General features: G+C 45.9%; 23 protein-coding genes. 12 read left to right on the top strand and 11 right to left on the bottom strand.

Annotation, left to right across the window (positions count from 1 at the left end; all coding sequences use genetic code 11):
- From C7B77_RS04120 to C7B77_RS04105, 4 genes are all read right to left on the bottom strand, one after another.
- A partial coding sequence (locus tag C7B77_RS04120; protein ID WP_146138175.1) for a GAF domain-containing protein occupies positions 1-2,532 on the bottom strand: 2,532 nt, incomplete at its 3' end.
- 149 nt (positions 2,533-2,681) lie between these two features.
- Positions 2,682-3,182 (bottom strand): chemotaxis protein CheW, encoded by a 501-nt coding sequence (locus C7B77_RS04115; RefSeq protein ID WP_106300597.1) that lies wholly within the window; start codon positions 3,180-3,182, stop codon positions 2,682-2,684.
- A 186-nt stretch (positions 3,183-3,368) separates the two neighbouring features.
- The gene (locus C7B77_RS04110; protein ID WP_106300595.1) at positions 3,369-3,731 is read right to left on the bottom strand and encodes a response regulator transcription factor; all 363 of its coding nucleotides are present in this window, start codon (positions 3,729-3,731) and stop codon (positions 3,369-3,371) included.
- A gap of 180 nt (positions 3,732-3,911) precedes the next feature.
- Positions 3,912-5,186 (bottom strand): response regulator, encoded by a 1,275-nt coding sequence (locus tag C7B77_RS04105; protein WP_106300593.1) that lies wholly within the window; start codon positions 5,184-5,186, stop codon positions 3,912-3,914.
- A gap of 417 nt (positions 5,187-5,603) precedes the next feature.
- Between C7B77_RS04105 and C7B77_RS04100 the strand changes: the two genes are divergently transcribed.
- Together C7B77_RS04100 and C7B77_RS04095 are read left to right on the top strand one after the other, a co-directional pair.
- Positions 5,604-6,191 carry a chemotaxis protein CheW gene (locus tag C7B77_RS04100; protein ID WP_106300591.1) on the top strand — a complete coding sequence of 196 codons (588 nt, stop codon included), beginning with the start codon at positions 5,604-5,606 and terminating at the stop codon, positions 6,189-6,191.
- 248 nt (positions 6,192-6,439) lie between these two features.
- Entirely contained in the window at positions 6,440-7,825 is a 1,386-nt protein-coding gene (locus tag C7B77_RS04095) for a caspase family protein (RefSeq protein WP_106300589.1), read from the top strand.
- 92 nt (positions 7,826-7,917) lie between these two features.
- Here the strand turns inward: C7B77_RS04095 and C7B77_RS04090 are convergent, their stop codons facing one another.
- Positions 7,918-9,153 (bottom strand): glycosyltransferase family 4 protein, encoded by a 1,236-nt coding sequence (locus C7B77_RS04090; protein WP_106300587.1) that lies wholly within the window; start codon positions 9,151-9,153, stop codon positions 7,918-7,920.
- 458 nt (positions 9,154-9,611) lie between these two features.
- On the opposite strand from C7B77_RS04090, the gene rppB reads away from it, so the two are divergent.
- Positions 9,612-10,988 carry a two-component system sensor histidine kinase RppB gene (gene rppB, locus C7B77_RS04085; protein WP_106300585.1) on the top strand — a complete coding sequence of 459 codons (1,377 nt, stop codon included), beginning with the start codon at positions 9,612-9,614 and terminating at the stop codon, positions 10,986-10,988.
- A gap of 209 nt (positions 10,989-11,197) precedes the next feature.
- On the opposite strand, the gene ilvA is transcribed toward rppB, so the two are convergent.
- Complete coding sequence (ilvA, locus tag C7B77_RS04080; protein WP_106300583.1) at positions 11,198-12,715, bottom strand: threonine ammonia-lyase, biosynthetic; 1,518 nt, start codon at positions 12,713-12,715, stop codon at positions 11,198-11,200.
- Positions 12,716-12,731: 16 nt separating this feature from the next.
- Between ilvA and C7B77_RS31325 the strand changes: the two genes are divergently transcribed.
- Positions 12,732-12,857, top strand: coding sequence for a hypothetical protein (locus C7B77_RS31325; protein WP_281261333.1), 126 nt, complete (start codon positions 12,732-12,734; stop codon positions 12,855-12,857).
- Here the strand turns inward: C7B77_RS31325 and C7B77_RS04075 are convergent.
- The 5 genes from C7B77_RS04075 to C7B77_RS04055 form a co-directional block, all read right to left on the bottom strand.
- A complete protein-coding gene (locus C7B77_RS04075; protein ID WP_106300581.1) occupies positions 12,845-13,339 on the bottom strand; it encodes a hypothetical protein in 495 nt (164 codons plus the stop codon). The genes C7B77_RS31325 and C7B77_RS04075 overlap by 13 nt on opposite strands.
- 119 nt (positions 13,340-13,458) lie before the next feature.
- Complete coding sequence (locus tag C7B77_RS04070; protein ID WP_106300579.1) at positions 13,459-14,940, bottom strand: alpha-amylase; 1,482 nt, start codon at positions 14,938-14,940, stop codon at positions 13,459-13,461.
- A gap of 38 nt (positions 14,941-14,978) precedes the next feature.
- Positions 14,979-15,341, bottom strand: coding sequence for a DUF1818 family protein (locus C7B77_RS04065; protein WP_106300577.1), 363 nt, complete (start codon positions 15,339-15,341; stop codon positions 14,979-14,981).
- A gap of 157 nt (positions 15,342-15,498) precedes the next feature.
- Positions 15,499-15,735 carry a DNA-directed RNA polymerase subunit omega gene (locus C7B77_RS04060; protein WP_015161319.1) on the bottom strand — a complete coding sequence of 79 codons (237 nt, stop codon included), beginning with the start codon at positions 15,733-15,735 and terminating at the stop codon, positions 15,499-15,501.
- 117 nt (positions 15,736-15,852) lie between these two features.
- Complete coding sequence (locus C7B77_RS04055; protein ID WP_106300575.1) at positions 15,853-16,557, bottom strand: diacylglycerol/polyprenol kinase family protein; 705 nt, start codon at positions 16,555-16,557, stop codon at positions 15,853-15,855.
- A gap of 61 nt (positions 16,558-16,618) precedes the next feature.
- Here C7B77_RS04055 and yidD point away from each other — a divergent pair, with 61 nt between their 5' ends.
- The 8 genes from yidD to C7B77_RS04015 all read left to right on the top strand — a co-directional run bounded on the left by yidD (position 16,619) and on the right by C7B77_RS04015 (position 23,413).
- Positions 16,619-16,843, top strand: coding sequence for a membrane protein insertion efficiency factor YidD (yidD, locus tag C7B77_RS04050; protein ID WP_106300573.1), 225 nt, complete (start codon positions 16,619-16,621; stop codon positions 16,841-16,843).
- Positions 16,844-16,899: 56 nt separating this feature from the next.
- Positions 16,900-17,613: a hypothetical protein gene (locus C7B77_RS04045; RefSeq protein WP_106300571.1), complete on the top strand. Its 714-nt coding sequence runs from the start codon at positions 16,900-16,902 to the stop codon at positions 17,611-17,613.
- Between the two features lie 170 nt (positions 17,614-17,783).
- Positions 17,784-18,491, top strand: coding sequence for a M15 family metallopeptidase (locus C7B77_RS04040; RefSeq protein ID WP_106300569.1), 708 nt, complete (start codon positions 17,784-17,786; stop codon positions 18,489-18,491).
- A gap of 151 nt (positions 18,492-18,642) precedes the next feature.
- Positions 18,643-19,011: a DUF3110 domain-containing protein gene (locus tag C7B77_RS04035; protein WP_106300567.1), complete on the top strand. Its 369-nt coding sequence runs from the start codon at positions 18,643-18,645 to the stop codon at positions 19,009-19,011.
- A 51-nt stretch (positions 19,012-19,062) separates the two neighbouring features.
- Positions 19,063-20,451: a 3' terminal RNA ribose 2'-O-methyltransferase Hen1 gene (locus C7B77_RS04030; protein ID WP_106300565.1), complete on the top strand. Its 1,389-nt coding sequence runs from the start codon at positions 19,063-19,065 to the stop codon at positions 20,449-20,451.
- Between the two features lie 33 nt (positions 20,452-20,484).
- The gene (locus C7B77_RS04025) at positions 20,485-21,072 is read left to right on the top strand and encodes a GrpB family protein (RefSeq protein WP_106300563.1); all 588 of its coding nucleotides are present in this window, start codon (positions 20,485-20,487) and stop codon (positions 21,070-21,072) included.
- Between the two features lie 45 nt (positions 21,073-21,117).
- Positions 21,118-21,816 carry a COP23 domain-containing protein gene (locus C7B77_RS04020; RefSeq protein ID WP_106300561.1) on the top strand — a complete coding sequence of 233 codons (699 nt, stop codon included), beginning with the start codon at positions 21,118-21,120 and terminating at the stop codon, positions 21,814-21,816.
- 433 nt (positions 21,817-22,249) lie between these two features.
- Positions 22,250-23,413 (top strand): GuaB3 family IMP dehydrogenase-related protein, encoded by a 1,164-nt coding sequence (locus C7B77_RS04015; protein WP_106300559.1) that lies wholly within the window; start codon positions 22,250-22,252, stop codon positions 23,411-23,413.
- Positions 23,414-23,979 lie beyond the last annotated feature (566 nt).

Raw genomic sequence — 23,979 nt, 5'->3', positions numbered from 1 at the left:
TAGCAATCTTACTTCCGATTCGTTTTCACCAACCGAGCCATTTACTTGTCCGGCAGCTTCTTTTACCTTGGTTACAATGTCGCGCAGACTTTCGATAATCGAGTTAAAGAAGTCACCGACGATTGCGATTTCCCCGTCGCTAATTTCCGATCTCACCGTCAAGTCTCCTTCAGACGCGCCTTCAATTTCCATCAGCAACCGCAGCAATTCTTTCTGACGAGCTTCGTTTTCTTTCTTCGCTGTTTCGGCACGTTGGCGAGATTGTTCGGCTTCGTACTGACTCCGCTCGGTAGCCGCATAACCGCCCAAACTGGCCGCGATCGGGAGGGAGAACTCGCCCAGATAATCGGTTTCCCATTCTTGCCACTGGTGGGTATTGGCGCAATGATGAACGACGAGCAGTCCGAGTAAGTTATTGCCTTGGAGGATCGGCACGACCAGATTTGACTTGACTTGAAGTCTTGTCAATAGTTGCTTGTGGTCGGGATGATAGTTAGTGGCCATCGTATCGTTAGTCGCCACCGTTCGCCCTTGAGTGTAGGCTGTCATCAACTCTTGGGGAATGCAAGCATCTTCGATCCGATCGTCTAGGGCACTAACAAATCCTGGTAAGATGGCTTCTCCAACAATATGGCCGCTCCGATCGGGGAAAAAGCGATAGACAACCATTCTGTCCGCCTTGAGTTTTGCCCGACCGTCTTCGAGGATATAGGCTAGAGGGGTAGACATTTCTTGAGTGGTTTGAGCGCGAGAAATAGTTGCTAGTAACTGTTCGCGCACGGCTTTGTCTCTTTGTCTGGCGGTTTCGAGTTGGCCGCGCTCGGAGATCGTAAAGCCACTGAGGGAAATCCCAACTTGTTCGGCAAATTTAGTTAGATAAATGCTCTCCCACTCCTGCCAAGCATGAGTTTGTTGACAATGGTGCGCGATCAGCAATCCTAACAGGTTACCATTTTGGACGATCGGGACGATCAGGTTAGCTTTAATATTCAGCCGCGCTAATAAGCGTTTGTGGTCGGGATGGTAGTTGCTATCGGTGACGTTATCATTAGCCAAAATCCGGCCTTTTGCGTAGGCGGCAAGTAACTCTTCGGGAATACAAGGGTCGTTGACTTGTTCGGAGATCGCACTGCTACCACCCGCACCAAAGGACTCACCCGCAATATAGCCACGATTGTCGGCCATAAACCGATAGACAACGAGACGATCGGCTTTAATGATTTCGCGAGCTTCAATCAGTACTTGAGATAGTGGTGATTCTAAATCTTCGGTCGTCCGCGCGCGGGAAATTTCGGCATATAATTCCGTGCGTCTGGTTTGTTCGGACTGAGCGAGCAATAGTCCTTGAATTTGCCCAGCCATTAAGTTAATGTTGCCACCCAATTTACCGATCTCATCTTCGCTGGCAACTTGGACTCGCGTGTTAAAATCACCTTGACCGATTTTTTCGACCACTTTAGCGGCATCCACGATCGGTTGAGTGGCGCGATTGGCAATTAAGGTCGATAAGGCGACTGTAAATAAGGCTGTCAAACCTGCTCCAGAGAGAATTGTCAGGAGCAGTCCGCTGAGGGTACTGTATGCTGCCTCTTCATCGATCGCCACTACAGCTACCCAGGGTAATTGTTTCATGCCCTCAATTTTCTCAAAGGGCGCAGCACTAATGAGTTCGACGTGAGCTTGAGACTCGCCCCGATCGTCGCCAGTAGCTTTAGCTGATGCGGCTTTGGTATGTCTGACTAATGTGCCTTTCTCCCGTGCCGCAGTGATATCGGCATCTTCTGGTTTACCCGCATAGTCACCATTAGAACTGATAAATATTTGATTAGTTTGACGATCGAGAATATGAAAATCCTGATTTTTAGTTGCAAAAGATCCGATCGGGACTTGCAATCGATCGATTGGCGTTCTCGTCCGCATCACACCGATAAGTTGACCTGTCGTAGTATCTTTAATTGGTGCGGCAAAATGTACGACCATTTTACCGAGACTTTTAGACATTTCTGGATCGGAAATGACAGTTTTGCCTGTTTTGAGGACTTCTTGAAAATATTTACGATCGCGGTGATTGTAGGCTGGTTTACCCTTGCTTTGCACGAGCGGATCGCCTTTGACATCGAAGACAATAATACTATCGTAGACCTGATAGCTGGCGACATATTGGTCTAATAACCTCTGCTTAGACTCTAATGAAGTAGTAGCAGATAGTTTAGGATCGGCAAAAATTGGCTGTCCTGCTAACACTTCTACGTCGCCATTCCGCTCGAAGATAAAGCGATTGAGTTTATCGGCAACTGCTTGGGCGCGAGTTTGTTGATCTTGAGCTGTTTGCTCTTTGAGTGCATTGTTAATTTGAACGAAGCTGAGCGTACCAATTGCCGCCAGTGGTGCCAATCCTAAGAGCGTGGCAATTAGGGTTACTTTCGTTTTGAGACTCAGTTTATTCCAGCTAGAAGTAGATCTTGTTGAATTCATGACTGTATTACCTCGGTCATTAGTAGCGATCTGAGCGGGTTCGTTGTACTGATTCATAGGTAAATTATGTAATTTAATATAAGTGGAAAATGCCTAATATATAGCGACGGCTATTAGTTAGTAATTTGGCGATGTTTTAATATTTACTAATCGCTACGATTTAAAATCTAGCGTGGGTTTGATTTTTTCTGGAAATTGGCGATCGATTAGTACCCCTTCTGTCCGAACACTTTGGCATTGATAATTGCTTCTGGATCTAGTACTAGTACCAACTCTTGCTCTTGCAAGATCCAGCCGCTGAGATAGGGCGTAAACGCAGGATTGAAACTGCCGATGGGCGATCGAATTTCTTCTTGGTTGAATCTCACGACTCCTTGGATCGATCGAACTGCGACAGCTAAAGGTGTTTGTCCGACTTTGAGTAAGGCGACATCATAACTATGAACGTACCTATCGATCGGTTCTAGTCCCAAAATTTCTGGCAGATCTACCAACCACAACAAGTTACTCCGGCGATTGAATAAACCCAGTACGCAAGATGGGAGATTGGGAATGACCGAAACTCGTCCCGCAGGTAAAACGATCGCTTCTTGGGTTTGGAGCATTGGCACGACAGCACAAGTCTGTTTGTCCAGTTGAAATCGCAAGAACATCTCGCCAGTCGTTCTAGTCGATCTTTTCGTTGGTGATGTGGTGCTGAAACTCATAAGGTAGTGAATAGTGAATAGTGGATAGTGGATAGTGAATAGGGTTGAAGGATCGGGATAATTCTGAATGTTTGTTTAAATTCGACAAATTGAAATTAATCGTCAATCGATCGGAAGAAAGTATAAATTTAATCTTCCACATTCAGTTTTTGACTATCCACTATTCACTATTCACTATCCACTAATTCAATTAGAAACAGACTTAACAGCTTTAATAATGTCTTCCTGAGAATAAGGCTTAGTCACATAGACATCTACACCTTGTTTTTTACCCCACAATTTATCTAAATCTTGATTGCGCGAAGTACAAGCAATCACCGGGATACTTTCGGTATCGGGATTTTTTTTCAAGGTACGACAAAATTCAAAACCATTCATGCCTTCCATCACCACATCGGTGATCACGACATCGGGCTTCTCTGTGTCAACCATACTCAAGCCATCTTTGGCATTATCTGTAGAAACAACTTGATAACCATTATTTTTGAGATATAGCGTCATCAATTGCATTTCCGAAGGCGTATCTTCAACAACTAAAACCTTAACCATCTTGCTCTATCTTCCTTAAATATGTAGTCTGTTATACATTTATTATTCCCATGACTTAGTTACTAAGTCATATCCCAAGTCTCTAGTCGATGTATCTATCTAAACGAACTAAATTAGGATAAAACATCCAGAACACAAGCAATGGCAAGTTCAACGATCTACTATCGACGATCGACTAAACTACTGATGCTCTGCCATGAGATGCCGAGATACCATTTCGATTAAGCCTGCTTGGGTAAATGGTTTAGTCATGTAATCGGTAGACCCTGCCATTTTGGCTTTAGCTCGATCGATGATGCCCGTATTTCCCGTTACCATGACGATCGGGGTCTTTTTAAATGCTGGATGTTTCCGCAACATCGAGCACAATTTATAACCATCGATCGTGGGCATCCCAACATCTAATAAAATGATGTCTGGATTGATCCGGATAATCTTCATCAAAGCAGTCCCCGAATCGACGATCGGAAACACCTTGAAACTATCGCCATCTAAAAAGCGATTGATTTCGCGTAAAATTGTCGGACTATCGTCTACACAAGCAATCTTATAAGTAGCTTGTTCGATCAATTCGCCCGTACTTAGAGACGTAGCTCCAGCTCCAGTACTAGAATCGACAGCCGCGAGTGTGGCGGTGATCGACTGATCTTTTTCATTAAAGCGATCGCTTTCCATCCCAGCGGTATAAAGTTGATGCAATCGCTCGAATGGTGGCTGTGGCGAACGCAAACCGACAATCCGATTATTGATCAGTCGATGGAGATTATTGGCAACTGTCAGTTCATCTTGCTTGAGCAATAAGGATAACTGCCGAAAGCTAAACCCAATCAGGATTTTACTCAACTTAACCTTGACATCTGGCGTTAGCAATGGATGCTCGACATTCATCAGATAGGGACGTTGATAAGGCGACAGAATTGCTGGTTGCAATGCCTGCCAAGCCTGTAGTTCAGTTTGACATTCCTTAGTTACAAATAAGAAATTGCCACTCCACCAGATCGGAAAGGCAGTATCTCGTGCTAACAATTCGCTAGTACCTGAGGTTATCAGCAGATAGGGCTGAAGTACTTCTTTGGTAATGCTTTTGACTAATGTCCCCGCAGTTTGCTCGCTAATATGGCCTTGAGCGATCAACCACCGAATTGCTTGGTAATCCAAACTGGGATATGTTGCCTCCAAGTTTGCCTCTTTCAACTGCTCTCGCAAATCTGTATAAACCTGATTTGCTAAGATAACTGGGCTGATTCGCCGCAGGTGCTGTTCGAGACGCTCGATCGGTTCGAGGGAGTGATTAGCATAAAATAGCTTACCTTCGTAAAAATAAAGTAACCAAACAATGTCATTGGCAGTAATGCGCAAACAACCTTTAGCCTGGGAAGTAGCTAACTGTTCTAATAACTTAATGGGGTTTAGTGTTCTTTCGGTATCAGCAACGCTGCTAGAACCCTGGTTCATGGCTCAAACTCATAGCTTAGTGGACTTAATTAACAAATGCACAGCAAGATCGACAATCGATGTGTTCTTTGGCACAGCCTCTGCGGGAGAGAGAATTGACAGTTAGTCATGTTATGTCCTCCTTATATTTCCCCACTTAGATCGAAAAAACGACATTTGGAAATAAGATTGGTTTGGATAGTGGATAGTGGATAGTGGATAGTGGATAGTGGATGGGTAGATGAGTAGATGGGCGGATGAGTAGATGGGTGGATGCTTCAAGGAGCTTTAGCAACAAGTGAATGGGGACGCAAGCGTCCAAAAATTCACTATTCACTATCCACTATTCACTATTCACTAACCTCTAACCTTCACCCGCATAGCAACTTTGGCGGGCAAAAGTGGAACACTAACTAGTAATATCGATATCGAATACTTATGGCTATTTATTCTCCGTTGCGATCGCGGCGATTGGCAGCTCGACAAACAGAGGCAACCCAACGCCTGATTACGTTTAAGCTAGAGGGGGAGACTTTTGCCATCCCGCTCGATCGCGTTCACAAAGCGATAACACTCGATGCTGCTGGGGAACGGCTCGGACACAGGCTCTATGGCGATCCTCAAGGTACGGGGGTGAGTTTGATTGCTTATCAAGGTCGAGAGCTAGTAGTTATCGATGTCGGACACCAGATCTTTGGCAAGGCGCAGCAGATTCTGCCCATCGATCGACCCAAACAAGCTACTGCGGTAGCACCTACCTCAATGGCTGAGGTTAAATATTTATTAATTCTTCAGCCCGCACCAGAGCGGCTCATCGGACTGCCGATCGATTCGCCACCAAGCATCCAATCGATTCAAATCTCAGCATTTCAACCCCTACCCGCGATTTATCTACAGTATCGAAATATTCACTGCGTCAGTGCGATGTCGCTGGAGTTGGCCGATCGACCATCGATCTTTTTATTAGATGTTACCGCGCTGGGACAACCACCAGAGTCAATACCGCAGGAAAGTCCAAAAAATTAGGTCGCGATCGCCATCCCCAGCTAATATTCAGTGTGAGAATTTTGATGTTGCCGATTGTTGAGGTAATATTAGTAAAATGCTACTTTTATGATGGGTAATCTCCTACACATTGTCTGAAGTTCCGATAAATAGGCTTTCAGTGCTAATATTTATCCAGGATGTCAGACCCCAACTGCCTCACGGTTAGAAAAAATGGCAGATTCAACTAGAGTGCACAACAGTTTAGTCTATTAATTATCGAACTTTAAATGGCAAACCAGACGTGTATTTCAATCGGGATTAATCGATACCAGTTCTTACCGACATTAAGCTATGGAGTGGCGGATGCTGTCGCGATCGAACAGTTTTTTATCGATGCTGCTGGCTGGGATTCGCAGCAATGTTTGCTCTTGACCGATACTTCGGCTCAATCGGGGACAAAATCTACCTACCCCAATCGCGAGAATATCAACCGCTGGCTGAAACAGTGGTCTTGGGATAAGCTCCATCATGGCGACTTGTTATGGTTCTTTTTTAGCGGCTGTGGCGTCAGTTTTGGAGATGAAGATTATCTGATCCCGATCGATGGCAAAACCGACGATCTGGCTAACACTTGTATCTCGATCCGCCAACTTTACCAGCAGTTTCGCGATATTGGCGTCAATGCGTTGGTGTTCCTCGATGCCAATCACGCCCAACACCTATCCGTGGGCGGCGGCATCGGACAAGCTACCGCCCAACTCGCTCAAGAATATCAAATTCCCACTTTTTTATCTTGCCAAAGTCATGAATTTTCGCATGAAGATGCAGGACTGGGGCACGGACTATTTACTACGGCTTTGCTAGAGACGCTCAATTATCACCCCGATCTCAATTTAGAGACGATCGATACCTATTTGACCACTCGATTGGCCGAATTGAGCGAACATCATTGGAAGCCTTTACAGACGCCGATGGCGATTATCCCGAATGGGGTCTCTAGCTATCGACCAGTTTTTTCGACGACTACCCAATCGTCGATCTCAGCTACCATCCCCGAAGTAGTCTATACTCCGCCAGTGCCCGCTGCGTTAGATCGGGATGATAGCTATGCCCCATATACACCACCGACTCCGATGGTAACACTGGTCTCGCCAGCTACGATCGGCACTGGCGCGATCGTCAAACGCGAAGATTCGTCACCCAAAGCGAAGGAAGTACCTCACTGGGCCAAAATTAGCTTGTTGTTGACACTGCTGGTGGGCGCAGGTGGCGGGATATATGCATTCAACCAATCGACAGCAGGCGATCGCGAGCCACAGCTCGTCACCTCTGTTGCAGGCAACGGTAATGGTTCCCAGACACCCACAGCCGGGAGCGGGTCTAACGACCTATCACAAGCTCGACTATTTGTCAAGCCAGGAGATGCAACTTCTCGCTATCAGGCGATCTTAGCCGCACGCAAGATCCCACCGACGACGCCAGCAGCGGCAGCGGAGATCCAACAGTCGATCGAGCAATGGTCGCAGGAAATCTATCAAATTGCCAAAGGTTATGCCGATAAGCAGTATTGGCAACTCGCGATCGATACAGCCAAAATGGTACCAAAAGATGCTACCAACTACAGTACCACTCAAGCTGCGATGTCTGAATGGCGGAGTAAGTTACCAGGTTAAGGGGTTGGAGTAGCTCTGAGGGTACCCTCTATTGTTGAGTTTATACCAAGCAATAGAATGATTAAAACAGGCGCAAAATGCGATCGAGAGCGTCAATGGCCAAATTCAGAGCGGATCGATACTGAATTTAGCAATGGCTCATTTTGAGCCGATAACCATACTTCCGTCTGCGATCGCACCTGGCGGTAGAAATCAGTCCGCCGATCTTGCAACACTTCATCGCGGTATTCTCTGGCTGTTTCGAGATTCCGAGCCGACATCTGTGCCATCCGATCGGGATTGGTGACAATTTCTTGAATTTTCCGTGCGAGTGCTTCCACATCTCCAGGTGCTACCAGATCTTCTGGAGGCAATAACTCCGGTACACCCCCAACAGTGGTACCCACACAAGGTAACGCACGCGCCATTGCTTCTACCATGGCTCTGGGCAAGCCTTCTTGGTGAGATGGCAATACAAATAAGTCAGCCTCATCTAGCTGTTGTTGCACCGCAGATCCAGAAGCCAATTGTCCCAAAAAACTGACGCGATCGCTGACATTTTCAGCTTTGGCTAATTCTTCTAGTTGTCCCCGATATTGACCATCACCCAGCATTTGCAGTTGGATATTTAGTCCTTCTTTGGCACAGACAGCAACTGCTTTAATTAAAACATCTGGAGCTTTATATAACTGAGACATCGTACCGATGAATACCAATTTCGCCACATCTAACTTCTGCGCTAACGGACGTGGAGCCGCAACTATGCTCTGCTCTGGTAAGACCACATCCGATATCCCAGCCGACAAATTTGGGCAAGGATACCGTTGCTGAAGTGCAAATTTGGTCACGTACATTGCTGCAATTGCTTTGGCACAAACATGCTGCAATTTGCGGGTAAATGACCACCGAAAGAATGCACGCAACGGATGATCGATCGAACCAGGTGCAAACACATCATAAGGATCTGCGACAACTTCCACTGCAAACGGACGATTGTTGCGCAGCAACAGCGGTAGCATCGAACCAGACAGCGGGGATGGAGCGCGAATAATTACGGCATCACTCTCGCCCAAGGCATTTTGGACGGCTTGTTTGACTTGAAATATTTTGCGAAGATACTGTGAGGGGCCGAGATAGTTTGGTACTGCGGCGAATGAAACCATTTCCCCATCCGCAAGTTGCCAGTCTTCAGCTACGCTAGGTACATCTAAAACGCGAGCGACTACAGTCACCCGATCGAATACCTTAAGGTACCGCAACCAGAAGGAATAAGGAAAAGTTGTCTGCGTCCATACTCTGCCGTCGGGCGTCCGCGAGAAGCGATGTTCCAGGATAATAATTACGTTCATAGTTAACTTAAAATATAATTTTAAAATTTGAATAATACTAGATTGATGTATAAAATATTTCTCGTGCTTTCGTATATTTCAATCTAGATTAAACATAGATCGGCTATTAGAAAACAGCCGCTACCGAACGAGCACAACGATTTGCTTACACAATTGCCCATCTTTAAGACAGTAGTAAAGACACCGAAGAGAATCTACGAGTTGTAATATTTGTTGCATTACTTTAACTCTTGGCTCTATAACAACTATAAATAACCAAGATGAAATTCAGATGAAATTTATCTCATTAGGTACTCTAGTATAGAATATCGGCTCGTAGTACGCCTGCGTTCTAACCCAGACCGACCAGAGGTGTAGATCCCCCACCATTTAGCTGGATCTTTGCTAGGGGCGATCTAAATCCCCATCTCAATAACCTAATTCTCAATTAATTTACAGATCGAATACCCACTGAAAACATGCATCAGAATCGACTGTTCAATCGTACCCGCATTCAACTAACTCTCACTTATGCACTGGTAATTGGTGTAATTACATTGTTATGTGGCTCTGCGATTCATTTCGTCATGATTCGAGCCTTCACGCGAATAGTCGAGCGAGAATTAAATACTTTAGCAGGAGCCGTTCATGATACCTTAGAATCTGTTTTACAACAACCAGAAATAGTCGCTCCAGCCGCGATAAATTTTCTCCCTGAATTGTGTTTAGTAGATAAAGAATGTGGATCGGTTAAATCTCAATCCCGAATTTCTGAGTTGATCCAAGAACAAGGATACTCTTTGAGATTGTTGAACGTAACAGGTCGAGCGATCGCAACTTTAGGGCCAAATAAACACAAGCTGATTAACGATCTTCCAACCATGAATTGGAAAACTATTACTGACGATCGGGGCGACCGCTATTATACTCATACACTCCCACTTAAAACGATCGACAATCGCGACTGGGGTTATCTTCAAGTTGCCCAATCTTTCCATCGCTTAGATGACTATATGCATAGTCTGCATTTGATTCTGCTTTTGGGGACGCCACTAGCAATGTTAGTAATTGGCGGAGCTAGTTGGTGGTTATCTGGTTTGGCAATGCGGCCAATCTATCATTCCTACCAGCAAATTCAACAATTTACCGTCGATGCCGCCCACGAACTGAGAACGCCTTTAGCTGTGACGAGAATAGCCGTAGACAGTGCTTTGGATGCCGAAATCGTTGCGTCGGAAACTCGCAATAATTTAGAAATTGCCCAGCGACAAGTTCGCCATCTTAGTTATCTGGCTGAGGATTTGCTGTGGCTATCGCGATTGGAAGCCAAACAATTACCCCTCCGCGAGCAACCTTGCTGTCTCAACGATTTAGTTAGCGATTTGGAAGAAGAATTGGCTCCGTTGGCGATGGCAAATTCGATCGATCTCCGGTTAGAAATCTTAGTTAGTCAATCACTTTATACGATCGGTGATAGCGACAGATTATATCGGGCGATCTCTAATTTAATTACTAATGCCATTCAATATACCTCTACTGATGGGGTGGTTTCAATTCAATTAGAATTGGTAGATCGTCATGCAATTATCGCGGTACGAGATAATGGAATCGGCATTGCTCCTGAAGATTTATTGCATATTTTCGATCGCTTTTATCGAGTGCAAGCAGATCGTTCGCGCGATACAGGTGGCACGGGATTGGGTTTAGCAATTGCCCGCGCGATCGTGGAAGCACATCATGGCAGTATTCAAGTGGAGAGCAAGCTGAATCTAGGGAGTATATTTACCGTAACCCTACCGACTAAAACCAATCCCAGCAAGACTCGATCGGATCTATCAGACAACCCCGTAGGTTGAGTTTTTGGCGTTGCTGGCTCGAAGTATGAAATTGTTTGTGAGGGGGTTTGGAGTTGGGAGTTGGGAGTTGGGAGTTAAAGGTATCAGTTTTTGGGAACAGATCCAAAATCATACCCTAATCTAGCAACGCCGAGTTATTATGTATGCGTTTTTTGCAATCCAATTATCTCTGTTCTCTCAACTCCCAACTCCCCGCTCCCAACTCCCCACTAACTCAAAAACAATTGATAAGCCGGATTGGTGCGTTCGTCCCAGTAGCGATATGGTGTGCGATCGAGAAATTCGTACCAAGCTACCATATCTGTTGGTGGTACCTCGATGCCGATTAAAATCCGTCCGTAGTCGGCACCGTGATTGCGATAGTGAAACAGACTGATATTCCAGTCGGGGTTCATACTATTGAGGAATTTGGTCAGCGCGCCAGTGCGTTCGGGAAACTCAAAGCGGTATAGGAGTTCGTCTTGAGCGACAGGCGAGCGTCCGCCGACGAGATGTCGGAGGTGTAGTTTGGTCATTTCATCGTCAGTCAGATCTAGGGTTTTAAAACCCTCAGCCACCAGTTTAGCCACGATCGTGGCTGTATCGGCGCGATCTTGGACTTGGACGCCGACGAAAATATGGGCTTCGGTGGTATTTGCCATCCGATAGTTAAATTCGGTCAGATTGTGCGTCCCCAAGCAGGTACAAAAGCGACGAAAACTGCCCCGTTCCTCGGGAATAGTCACAGCCAAAATTGCTTCGCGGCGTTCGCCAACTTCGGCACGTTCGGCGACAAATCGCAACCGATCGAAATTCATATTCGCCCCACAAGCCACGGCTACCAGCGTTTCATCCCGAATCCCCTCGCGCTCGATATAAGCCTTGGCAGCCGCGATCGCCAGCGCACCAGCAGGCTCTAAAATCGATCGGGTATCCTCGAAGACATCCTTAATCGCCGCGCAGATATCATCGGTATCGACCAACATGACCTCATCTACATATTGCTGACACAAGCGGAAAGTTTCGACGCCAACCTCCTTAACAGCCACCCCATCGGCAAATAATCCCACTCGATCGAGTTTAACTCGCGCTCCGGCTGCAAGCGATCGACTCATCGCATCCGCATCGACTGGCTCGACGCCAATAATCTTGGTTTCAGGATACAGCCGCTTCACATAAGCCGCAATTCCAGATATCAAACCACCGCCACCGATGGCGACAAAAATCGCATGAATCGGCTGTTGATATTGACGCAAAATCTCCATCCCGATCGTCCCTTGTCCCGCGATGACGTCGGGATCGTCAAAAGGATGAATGAATGTCAGTCCGCGTTCTTCACCCAAATGACAGGCATAAGCATAAGCATCATCATACGTCTCTCCCCATAAAATCACCTCTGCACCTCTAGCCGCAACGGCATTTACCTTCATTTGGGGCGTCGTGACAGGCATAACGATCGTCGCCGTCGTCCCCAGCCGCTTGGCTCCTAACGCAACACCTTGAGCGTGATTTCCTGCCGAAGCCGCAATTACCCCCCGCGCCAAGAGTTCGGGCTTGAGTTTGGCCATCTTGTTATAGGCTCCCCGCAGTTTAAAGGAGAAGACGGGTTGCATATCCTCCCGTTTGAGCAAAATCTGATTTTGCAGGCGTTCTGAGAGAATTGAGGCGCGTTCTAGCGGCGATTCGATCGCGACATCGTAGACGGCAGCGGTAAGAATTTTTTGGAGGTAGTCGGGATAGTTGGACACGATCGAAGCTGTTGGGATGAGTGTAGATCTAGTCTACGATCGTTCGGCATTAGGGTGGGAATCGGCTGGGAGTTTTTCAGATCCACTCCTGCACAAGATGTCTTTGGTGCTAGAAAATTTCGATCCCATTCAACCCGAATGATAACTAATGAAATAACGTCCGTGTTTTTCGACCATTGGTTTCCAAACAGTCGCATCTGCACCTGTTGAACGTTTAATAGATGCGGATCTTATTTTTGGTTGAAACCATTCAGGTGGCGCGAGTCGTTGGCGATCGCATGGCTCTTTTAAAGTACATAGAATTGCTGTTTGCTCGATCGTAAATATCTTCTTGCGCTGCATACATTCGATCTGAGCATCAGATATATCTACCTCATACCAAACACCATATCGATCGGTCAGAGAAACGGAATATGCGATTCCCTTTGGATTAATACCTCCATCAACACAGTTGGAAGTTAAATGCCTAAGACGATCGCGAATATCTTGCTTAGACAGTTCGGTACGGCGATCTGAGATAATAAAATCGTAGGAACAATATGAGAAGAGAACTAATGGTAAGAGCCAAACTAGACCGTTCAAGCAATTATAAAAATATCGCTTAAAAGTTTTTGGAGCTGACATAGCTATATTTGCTTTTGAAATATCCGTTCATTAGAATAAGATAGTCTTATAATAGGCTACGATCGTTCGGTATAGGGATGGGAATGTAGTTTGGGTAGAGCAAAGCGAAGCCCAACACACTAAATAGATGCTGGAATCCAAACCGAAACAGAACCACCATTACAAACAAACTCGCCCCAGCCATCGGCATTAGTCCGAATTTTAATCGCGACCGACTCTGTCATATCGATATAGGTCGTATTTGGCTTGCCGACATTCATCCATTTTGACCCTGGCTTGCCATTACCCAAAAGGACAGCCATACTGGCGGGATGATCCGGATCTCCCCATCGCGTCCAACCCACTGTATTGGGATGGTCGAAATAATCGCGTTGGATGCCATAAGCATATTCGCGACGAGCGTGCAGGAGTCGATCGAGAATGGGGCGATGGGATGCCAGCACGATATCATACTCATTGCCATCGCGACCGCGATCGCGATAGCTCGACCCGTAATAGTCGCTATAAAATACGCAAGGATAGCCAGCTTCGCGCAGCAGGATTAGAGCATAAGCTAGTGGTTTGAACCAACCTTCGACGACCGATTCGAGCGATTGTAGCGGTTGAGAATCGTGATTTTCGACAAAGGTAACTGCGAGTGTCGGATGGGAGCGGACGAGAGTTTCATCGAAGATTCGGCGCAGATCGTAGTTTCTGCCCTGACGACTGGCAACATAAAAGTTATTGTGCAGGGGCGCATCAAACAGGTGAATTTTGCCTTCTGTTTGGTCGATAAAATACTCTAGAGCATCGAGATCGTAAGACCAATATTCGCCAACAGTGAATAGATCCTTTTTGGCATAATTGTTGAGATGCTTGAGCCAATCATAAAAGAATCGAGGCTCGATATGTTTGACAGCATCTAATCGCCAACCATCGAGCTTGGCTGTATCGAAATACCATTCACCCCAATATTTTAGCTCGCCCACTACTTCGGGATGATCCATATCTAGATCGCAGCCCATGAGGTAGTCAAAGTTACCTTTTTCTAGATCGACATAGCGATCGAAAGCTTTATCTTTAATCAGGTAAACTGCTTTTTGCTGCTGATTGTAAACGTTATAATCGATCGCGTCAAAATGCCACCAATGCCATTCCATGGTCGAATATTTACCTTTACGACCGGGGAAGGTAAAATGCGTCCAACCTTGAATTTTTTGATGGGCATCGATCGATCGATTCCGATTATTGGGATCGAGGGGTGTGGCATCAAATTCCTCGACAGCATCGGCACCCAACCGATGATTTAAAACAATATCGCCATAGATTTGAATACCAGCACTTTGAGCGAGATCGATCGCAGCTAAATACTCTGCCTTTGTGCCATATTTAGTTCTAATCGAGCCTTTTTGGTCGAATTCGCCCAGATCGAACAGATCGTAAGTGGCATAGCCAACATCGTAACCGCCATTACTACCCTTATACGCAGGCGGCAACCACAAAGCTGTAAATCCGGCTGCGGCTAGTTCTGTGGCATCTCTTCCTAGCTGCTGCCACAAGCTACCATCTGGCGGTAAATACCAGTGGAAGTATTGCATCATCACCCCATTTATTGCTGACACGATTTAGCTCCCGATGGTAGGTGGATGTAGCATTAATATCAAAAAAACTTCAAGCTGTCAACCGCCGCAATCAGATCGGGAACGGCGTCAGCAGTCCAATTGCCCTCACAACTACGCCCGGTATTCAAAATCAGTCGCAGTGTATATTTGCTTGGCACGCCTTCTACCTGCATCCAGACTAAATCGCTCTCGGCTTCACAGGCAATATTTTCCTCATCCATCAGTTCGGCTTGCATCGATCGCATATTAGCGGCTAATTGCCCTAATAGGCGACAAAAATCTGTCAGTTCTTCAGATGTCAATTCAAATGCCCAGTCGTCGCCGCCGACTAATCCTTGATATTCACTTTGCGGACGCCAACCGATCCGCCATCCCGCACCAGATTTGAGAACTTTTTGCATGTAATTGACAACTCCGGCTCCCTCCCCTTTATAAGGGGAGGGCTGGGGTGGGGTAAAGATCTTCGCTGTAACTCAGATGTTAGTAACCATTAGCCAAAAACAAGGGGCAATTCAAGCTATTGAATTGCCCCCTAAGATTTTAGATAAGATTATCGATCTAATCTCCCAGGATCTCTGGCTGAGTTAGTTCGTCAGACATCTCGATAATGGCGCGCATGACAGGTTTAATCGAAGGGTCGTCAATATTATCAGATTCATAGCGATGACGCTTCTTGGCTCGATTTGCGACTTGGACGGTAATTTTATAACGATTAGAAGCTGCGCCAATCAGTTCCTCGGCTCGATAGGCAATTTGGATCGAGTCAAAATGGGAATGCGAACGACGTTGAATCATATTTACTCCTAATACAGGTGCAGTCCTTTACTAGTGTACCCGACCGATCGACTTGTCGGCTAGACTGAATCGATCGGTCTTGCGGTGGAGATCGTGTTAGTCCCTGTTGCGGATGTTCTATAAATGAGCAGAACTAGCTAGAAATCGATCGACTAAAAATGCCAAACCCGCACTACTTAACGGTACCGTAAGATTATCCAAACCCCATTGCGCGATCGATTCGACACCTGTCGCCACAATTGCCACCGGAATTCCTACTACCCAGGTTTGCCAAGTATTACCATTGACGGTTAGTAATACTAAAGACACGATCGCATAGCTCACCACTAGCATTGTCAACGTTCCTTCCCAGCTTTTGGTATTGCCGAAAATCGTGTAGGGATGTTTGCCAAATCTTTGACCGATAATTGCCGCCAACCCGTCACCCCAAGCCATAATTAGAATGCCAATTACGCCAAAGTAAGGCAGATTCAAATTCCAAAATACGGCTGTGACAATGCCAATACTCACAGCATAAAAAAATGTCCCCAAACTCTTGCGTCCGACACTATTTACACCGGGTAAAATAGGTAAGCGATAAGAAATCAAGGTAATTATCGCCGCTAAAATTCCCGAAGTTATTCCCACCCAAGCAGGTAGATCTAGCAACCACGCCAGTATAATTACATTACCCGTACCGATATGCACTATTTTGCGAACTTGTTCGGGTGCGGTATCGGTATAGCGATGTAATAGTTCGGCAGTTAGCACGATCGCGCCAACATATACTGGTACTGTAGCAATCCGCAACCAGAGATTGGAATCGGCGAAAATCATTTGCATTGGCACAAAATTGACAAGGGATCGAACGGAACTGACGCTAACTAGCTTTCTAAATCATGTCATGAAACACAGCCTAATCCGATCGATCCGCATTTATCGACGATTTATCTCCCCCCTATTTCCCCCTAGCTGTCGCTTTACTCCCACTTGCTCGCAATACGCAATCGACGCGATCGATCGCTTTGGCGCACTGCGCGGTAGCTATCTAGCCACCATGCGGATCTGTCGCTGTCATCCCTTCCACCCCGGCGGTTACGATCCCGTCCCCGAAATTTCGGATAAGTAGGTTGGGTAGAGCGAAGCGAAACCCAATATCCACCAATGAGACAAGAGAGATCGAGATTGAAATATATAAAAGAGATCGATTTATCAGTTAGTGACGAAGCATACAACCATCTAAATCAGATACGGCCTTTATGGGCGAGAATAGGGACTTTTGTCGAATGTGAATCATGGGATTCAGATACAGAAGACGATCTCGAACAGCCTTCATTAGCAGAAATAACAGTAAAAGGTAAAATTTATAGAGGTTCCTTCTCATGTCCGACATCAGAGCAGCTAGGAGAAACTTTTTGGGTTATCTATAAGCCAGATTTTTCAATTTTTACTTGGTTTAACGATAAACCAGAGGAGTTACCTCGATCGGGAATTGCTTTAGTAAAAGTCATAGAAGTACTCGAAACTTTTATCAATTGTAGCTTTAAAGAAAACTTCGTTCGATTCTCAGTCGATCGAGTTATTCCTTTCCCAGATATTGCCAGATACTTTGAGGTGAGTAGTTCGGGAAACCCATTCCCTTTTTTCAAACGGTTAATAGATGCGGACGAGGACTCATTTTGGCAGTACGATCGAATTAGGATGGGAGACTTAATCATGATTTCTGTCTCTTGTCAAGCAGATGTTGGAGCATGGCTAGTTTGTCAGCAGCGCGATCGAGGCGAAGCCCCTACAATAATTGTTTATCATGAAAACTGGATATCTGATTTATTTACATTTGCCGGACATTGCCAGCTAACTTACAAACAATGGCAGGAGATCGATCTTCATTGTCGATAATTTTTGAATATACTCAAGATTACCCATGCCAAATTAAGACATAAATATAAAAACCTAACATATACAATTAATTGTGCTGATGTTGGGTTTCGCTTTGTCTTGACGCGCTTTTTACGGCGAGTTTCCCGCCGAGCGTGAGTAGCTGCTCTACCCAATCTACAAATCTAATCATGAAGCCTTACCGCCAAGTCCCCATCCAGGAATGTCACGAACCATTAGTCGTAATTCCATTAGAATTATTCGCGATCGAAACACCGCATCCATACATCAAATGTGGGGCAGATTATCAAGGTCGATCGCCTTATTATCTCCGACAAGGGGTACTAGATCGATTAATTAAAGCCCAAGCCGGATTGCAGCAAATACATCCCGGTTGGCAAATCCAAATTTTTGATGCTTATCGTCCGGTGGAGGTACAGCAGTATATGGTGGATTATACTTTCGCCCAGACAGTAGCGCAGCGAGAATTGGATTTAGCGCAACTTTCTGAGGCACAAATCGAGAAAATTTGGCAGGATGTCTATACGATTTGGGCGATTCCCAGCTTCGATCTCAAGACACCGCCACCCCATAGCACCGGAGCGGCGATCGATATTACCCTCGTCGATGAGCGTGGTAATCTAGTAGATATGGGTTCGCCGATCGATGAAATGTCCGATCGATCGCGTCCCGAATATTTTGCTAACTGTCAAGATCCAGTGGAGCAACAATATCACCGCCACCGCCAACTCTTATGTCAAATCATGACTGATGTGGGATTTGCGCGTCATCCCGACGAATGGTGGCATTTTTCGATCGGCGATCAGCTTTGGGCATGGTTGAGCGATCGAAACAACCCTCAGCCAACCACGTCAGCTTACTATGGTAGGGCATTGTAGATGTTCGATCGATCTAACCGCGATTGGTGCTGGATCTGGTGAATCGAGCGTAGCGATCCCCGATACCCACTTCCAGCTTATGATGGGTTAAGCTAGAGATTATTCAGTGAATAGTCGTAGACTAAGTAACAAATAACAAACCACAAATTCCATGAGTGTTTTTGTCTTATTATTTAATGCGCGAACTGATAACGAGGGGATCTATTCAACTCAGGTTGGCGATCGCAATGTCATTCTCATGTTCGAGCAAGAGGATGATGCAGTGCGCTATGCCGATCAATTAGAAGCAGAAGATTTCCCCAAGCCGACAGTCGAAGGCATCGATCCTGAAGAAATCGAAGAATTTTGTCAAGATTCTGACTATGACTGCATTCTGGTGACTGCGGAAATGTTGGTAACGCCACCTTCTCAGCATATTGAAGAGACAGATTGGCAACCAGAAGGGCGCAAGCAATCTCAATCGGAAGAAGACGAAATCGATCTCGAAGCCATGCGCCAACGGTTAGAGCGGCTATTGTAGCAGATTAGAGACTACAGTAGAAGTAGACTCGGCCAGACAATAATTATCGCAATGCTCCTCACTATTTCTACTACTCACCAACCTGCTACAGATTTGGGATATTTGTTATTCAAACATCCCGACAAATGTCAGGAATTCAATCTCTCGTTTGGTACCGCGCGAGTCTTTTATCCCGAAGCTAGCGATACCAAATGTACTGCTGCATTGGTATTGGATATCAATCCGGTAGATCTCGCCAGAGGTAAAGCTGGAGCCAAAAGACAGACACTAGAAGCATACGTTAGCGATCGACCTTATGCCGCATCATCTTTCTTAAGTGTGGCAATTTCTCAAGTATTTCGCACGGCGATGACGGGTAGGTGCGAACAAAAGCAGGATATCGCCGATACACCGATTCCCCTGGTTGCCAAGATTCCCGTGTTACCCAGTCGGGGGCGAGAAGGCTTTCTAAGGGGCTTATTCGAGCCGCTAGGTTACAAAGTGAGCGTGCGCCGATTGGCACTCGATGAAACGTTTCCTGATTGGGGGAATAGTTCTTATTTCGATGTGGAACTGAGTCATACGATTAAGCTCTGCGATTTGCTCAGTCATCTCCATGTAATGATTCCGGTGTTGGATGATGACAAGCACTATTATGTCAACGAAGATGAGATTGAAAAGCTGCTCCGTCATGGCGAAGGCTGGTTGAGTACTCATCCGCTCAAAGAAGAAATTACAAGTAGATATCTCAAACGTCAGCGCGGCTTGACTCGCGATGCTTTGGCGCAGATTGCCGTTGAAGAAGTAATCGAAGAAACACCAGATCTCGAAACTTCCGAAGAAATCATCGAAAAGCCGATTAGTCTCAATCAACAGCGGATGGAAACCGTCGTCGCCGCACTCAAAGCAAATGGCGCGCAGCGGATTGTCGATTTGGGATGCGGTGAAGGAAAGCTGCTCAAATTATTACTCAAAGAGCCAACTTTCCAAGAAATTTTGGGAATGGATGTCACTTATAAATCTTTAGAATTTGCGCAAGAGCGAGTCCTCGACAAATTACCTACGCATCAAAAAGGCAGACTGCAATTAATTCAAGGCTCTCTTAACTATCGCGACGCCAGAATTACGGGTTATGATGCCGCGACAGTCATCGAAGTTATCGAACACATGGAACTCGATCGATTGAAAGCTTTCGAGCGGGTATTATTTGAATTTGCCCAACCAAAAATGGCGATCGTGACGACACCAAATGTCGAATATAATGTCAAGTTTGAAAATCTACCCATAGGCAAGTTACGTCATCCCGATCATCGGTTTGAGTGGACGCGGAGCGAGTTTCAAGCTTGGGCACAAGCAGTTTGCGATCGATATAAATATAGCGTAGAATTTGGATCGATCGGGGATATCGATAGTGAAGTTGGATCGCCGACACAAATGGCGATATTTCAGAATATTGTCTAATCAAATTTTGGTTAGAGGTTCTCTAAAACCGTAATGAGAAAAGTAGAAGTCGTTCCCCACGATCGCAATTGGCAAACTGCATTTGCAGATGAAGCACAACAACTAGAAATCGCATTTGGCAATAATGCGATCGCGATTCATCATATCGGTAGCACTTCAATTGAGACTATTTATGCCAAACCGATAATCGATATACTAGTTGAAGTTGAAGATATTCATAAAGTTAACGATCGAAATCCAGCGATCGAATCATTAGGATATATCGCAATGGGCGAATTTGGCATTGCGGAGCGTCGTTTTTTTCGCAAGGATAATAGTGAGGGAATTAGAACGCACCATATTCATACCTTTGAAGCTAACTCAGCTCAGATAGCACGGCACTTAGCCTTTCGAGATTACCTACGCTCTCATCCTGAAGATGCAAGGAAATATAGCGAACTCAAACAACAACTAGCCCGACAATATCCAACCGATATCGAGGGATATATGGACGGAAAAGATGACTTCATTCGATCGATAGAGAGATTAGCATTAAGAGTGGCAAAAAACGCGAACTCTAGGATAGCGATCGTGAAACATGTCGGGTGGAACTTTCTCGATCGAGCTACTGTCCTAATCTAACTAGATACACCTGCTAATCCTCACCTCAAAGTGCGATCGAAACCTATGAAAATATCCCTCAAAATTTGGAGCTGGGCCATATTAGGTGCTGTGTTGACAGCAAGTAGTGCGGGTGCGCAATACGGCCCCCCTACGCCAAAGACAAGCGTGCCATCGGGTGGAAATCAAACTCGCTTCAGATGTGAATCGGTGAATAACCAGTCTACCGTCACTTATTATCCGATCGATCGTCCTGGCGATCGCTATCCTTGGGCAGTTCCCAGCACGATGGGTAGTAATTGGAATGCCAACAAACGGTGTAGCGAAATCTCGCGGAGATTGGAAGAATATCGTCGCGATGGACTTAGAGAACTGCGGACAGAAGTCAAAAATAACTATGATACCGTCTGCGTGACTACCGAACGCAATGGTGAGTGTCGGATTGTCTTTACCGTACCTAAAGGACGAGATGCCATCTCCACTAGAGATTCAGTTTTTCGGAACTTAACTATGGCCGATAACGGTCAAAGAACTACAGGCGTAAGTACCTTTGTCGATGGTGGTAATAGCGGCTTTGGCGATATTTTAGGCACGTTCGGCGGTAATAATTCTACTTCACTACCCGTCCAAAGTCGCGACAGCATCGATTTGCGTCCGTTCTTATCGACCGCAGACGGCGGTACCGCTACCCAACTCCGTTCGCCAACAGCCAACCAACAGTCAACTAACGATGCCAAAAAACTCAATCCCAATCGGTTTCGGTAGGGGTTAGGGGTTAGGCTTTAGGGGTTAGGCTTTAGTAATTCGTTTAGATTTATAACGGTATCCTGTCGTTTTTTTGGGTCTGTAGGGGTGGGTTTATGCTAGCTAATATCGCTTTTACCGATCGATCTTAAACAAAACCCACCCTCCACCACTAGGATTTAAAAAGATATCAAATGGATTATGCAAAGGGCAACTCAACACCAGCCATCTCTGCGGGTGCCAATGTTTTGACGCATCGAACGGGAGGGAACCTCCCGTTCGATGCGTCGCTTGTGGATACCCTGAATCCAAACTAAGCACTAGTATATTTAAACCAATGTAATCTGTGAGTATACTCACATTTACCGAAAAAACTGTAAAAAAGTAAACAAATGTTGCAGTCTATTTGTTAGGCTTACTTAAAGACGTTTTTTGGAAGAAGGTCGGAGCGATCGTGGATATTCAAATTGGGAAAGGGAAAACAGCTCGGAGAGCATACGGCTTTGATGAAATAGCCCTAGTGCCTAGCGGCAAAACACTAGATCCCAGTTTGGCAGATACTAGCTGGCAAATTGGTGGCGTCAAGCGCGATATTCCGATTATTGCTAGCGCAATGGATGGAGTAGTTGACGTGCGCATGGCTGTTGAGTTGTCAAAACTCGGCGCGCTCGGCGTACTTAATTTAGAAGGGATTCAAACTCGGTATGAAGATCCCAATCCCATTCTCGATCGAATTGCGGCGGTTGGGAATGATGGCTTCGTGACCCTGATGCAAGAACTCTATGCCGAACCCATCAAACCAGAATTAATCGAACGCCGTATTGCAGAAATTAAAGCTGGTGGTGGGATTGCAGCGGTAAGTGCCACCCCTGCGGGTGCGGCCAGATTTGGCGATGCGGTGGCTAAAGCAGGTGCAGATCTGTTCTTCATCCAAGCAACTGTCGTCTCGACAGAATTTTTGGCTCCAGATGGTATTCAACCGCTGAATTTGGCTAAATTCTGTGCGGAAATGCCGATGCCTGTAGTTTTAGGCAACTGCGTCACCTACGATATCACGCTCGAATTGATGCAAGCAGGCGCAGCCGCCGTCCTCGTCGGGATTGGCCCTGGAGCAGCTTGTACTTCGCGTGGGGTGTTAGGTGTCGGCGTACCTCAAGCAACTGCCGTAGCGGACTGTGCAGCGGCCAGAGATGAGTTTTTCAAGCAGACGGGTAAGTACATTCCTGTGATTGCTGATGGTGGATTGGTTACTGGTGGCGATATTTGTAAATGTATCGCCTGTGGTGCCGATGGCGTGATGATTGGTTCGCCATTCGCACGCGCGGCAGAAGCCCCCGGACGCGGTTTTCACTGGGGGATGGCCACTCCTAGCCCAGTGCTACCTAGAGGCACGCGGATTAAAGTCGGTACTACTGGCTCGTTAGAACAGATTCTCAAAGGGCCAGCTAAACTAGACGATGGTACTCACAACCTCCAGGGCGCATTGCAAACTAGCATGGGCACTCTGGGCGCAAAAACCATTAAGGAAATGCAACAAGTAGAGGTTGTTATCGCCCCATCGCTCTTAACTGAAGGTAAAGTCTATCAGAAAGCTCAACAGCTAGGTATGGGCAAATAACCGATCTCATTGAGGTAGGTTTTGGCAATTGTTCGGTGAGGATCGGGACGATCTGTAGCGATGAGAATTTATGTTGTAGCTGTAATAAATATTTACCTGTAAATACAGGCAAAATCTACCTAATCTAAACCAAATTCTCCTCCCCGATTTTTGGTGGTGCTGTTACAATTAAGATCGACGGAAGCTGATGTTTCCGTTCACTCCTCACACCACATCCCGCCTGAGACACTTAACCGTGTCTTGGGCGGTTCCTTTTTAGGGGATAGGGGATAGTGATTTGTTTGCAGTATATAGCGAGCCTAAATGAGCAGCTATTCGATCTTTTTCTTTCTCTGCGCTCTTTGCGGCTCTGCGGTTAAAAAATATTAATTTAATAGTAACTAGTAATTAAGGAAATCATTATCGATCGAGCAGTTTAAATTCTTTGGCTAAGGCTATAAATGTACTGTGGGCAGTGCCCACCCTACTAGCTTGACTAGCGAATCTCTTAGAGGATGTTTGAAAAGTGGGGAGGTGGGTAAAAAAGCTCACAAGAGCATAAGCTACGAATAGAAAGTAAGTAGCAA

The sequence above is a fragment of the Chamaesiphon polymorphus CCALA 037 genome (genome assembly GCF_003003845.1).
Taxonomy (GTDB): Bacteria; Cyanobacteriota; Cyanobacteriia; order Cyanobacteriales; family Chamaesiphonaceae; genus Chamaesiphon; species Chamaesiphon polymorphus.
This window is presented reverse-complemented; position numbering and strand designations above follow the sequence as displayed.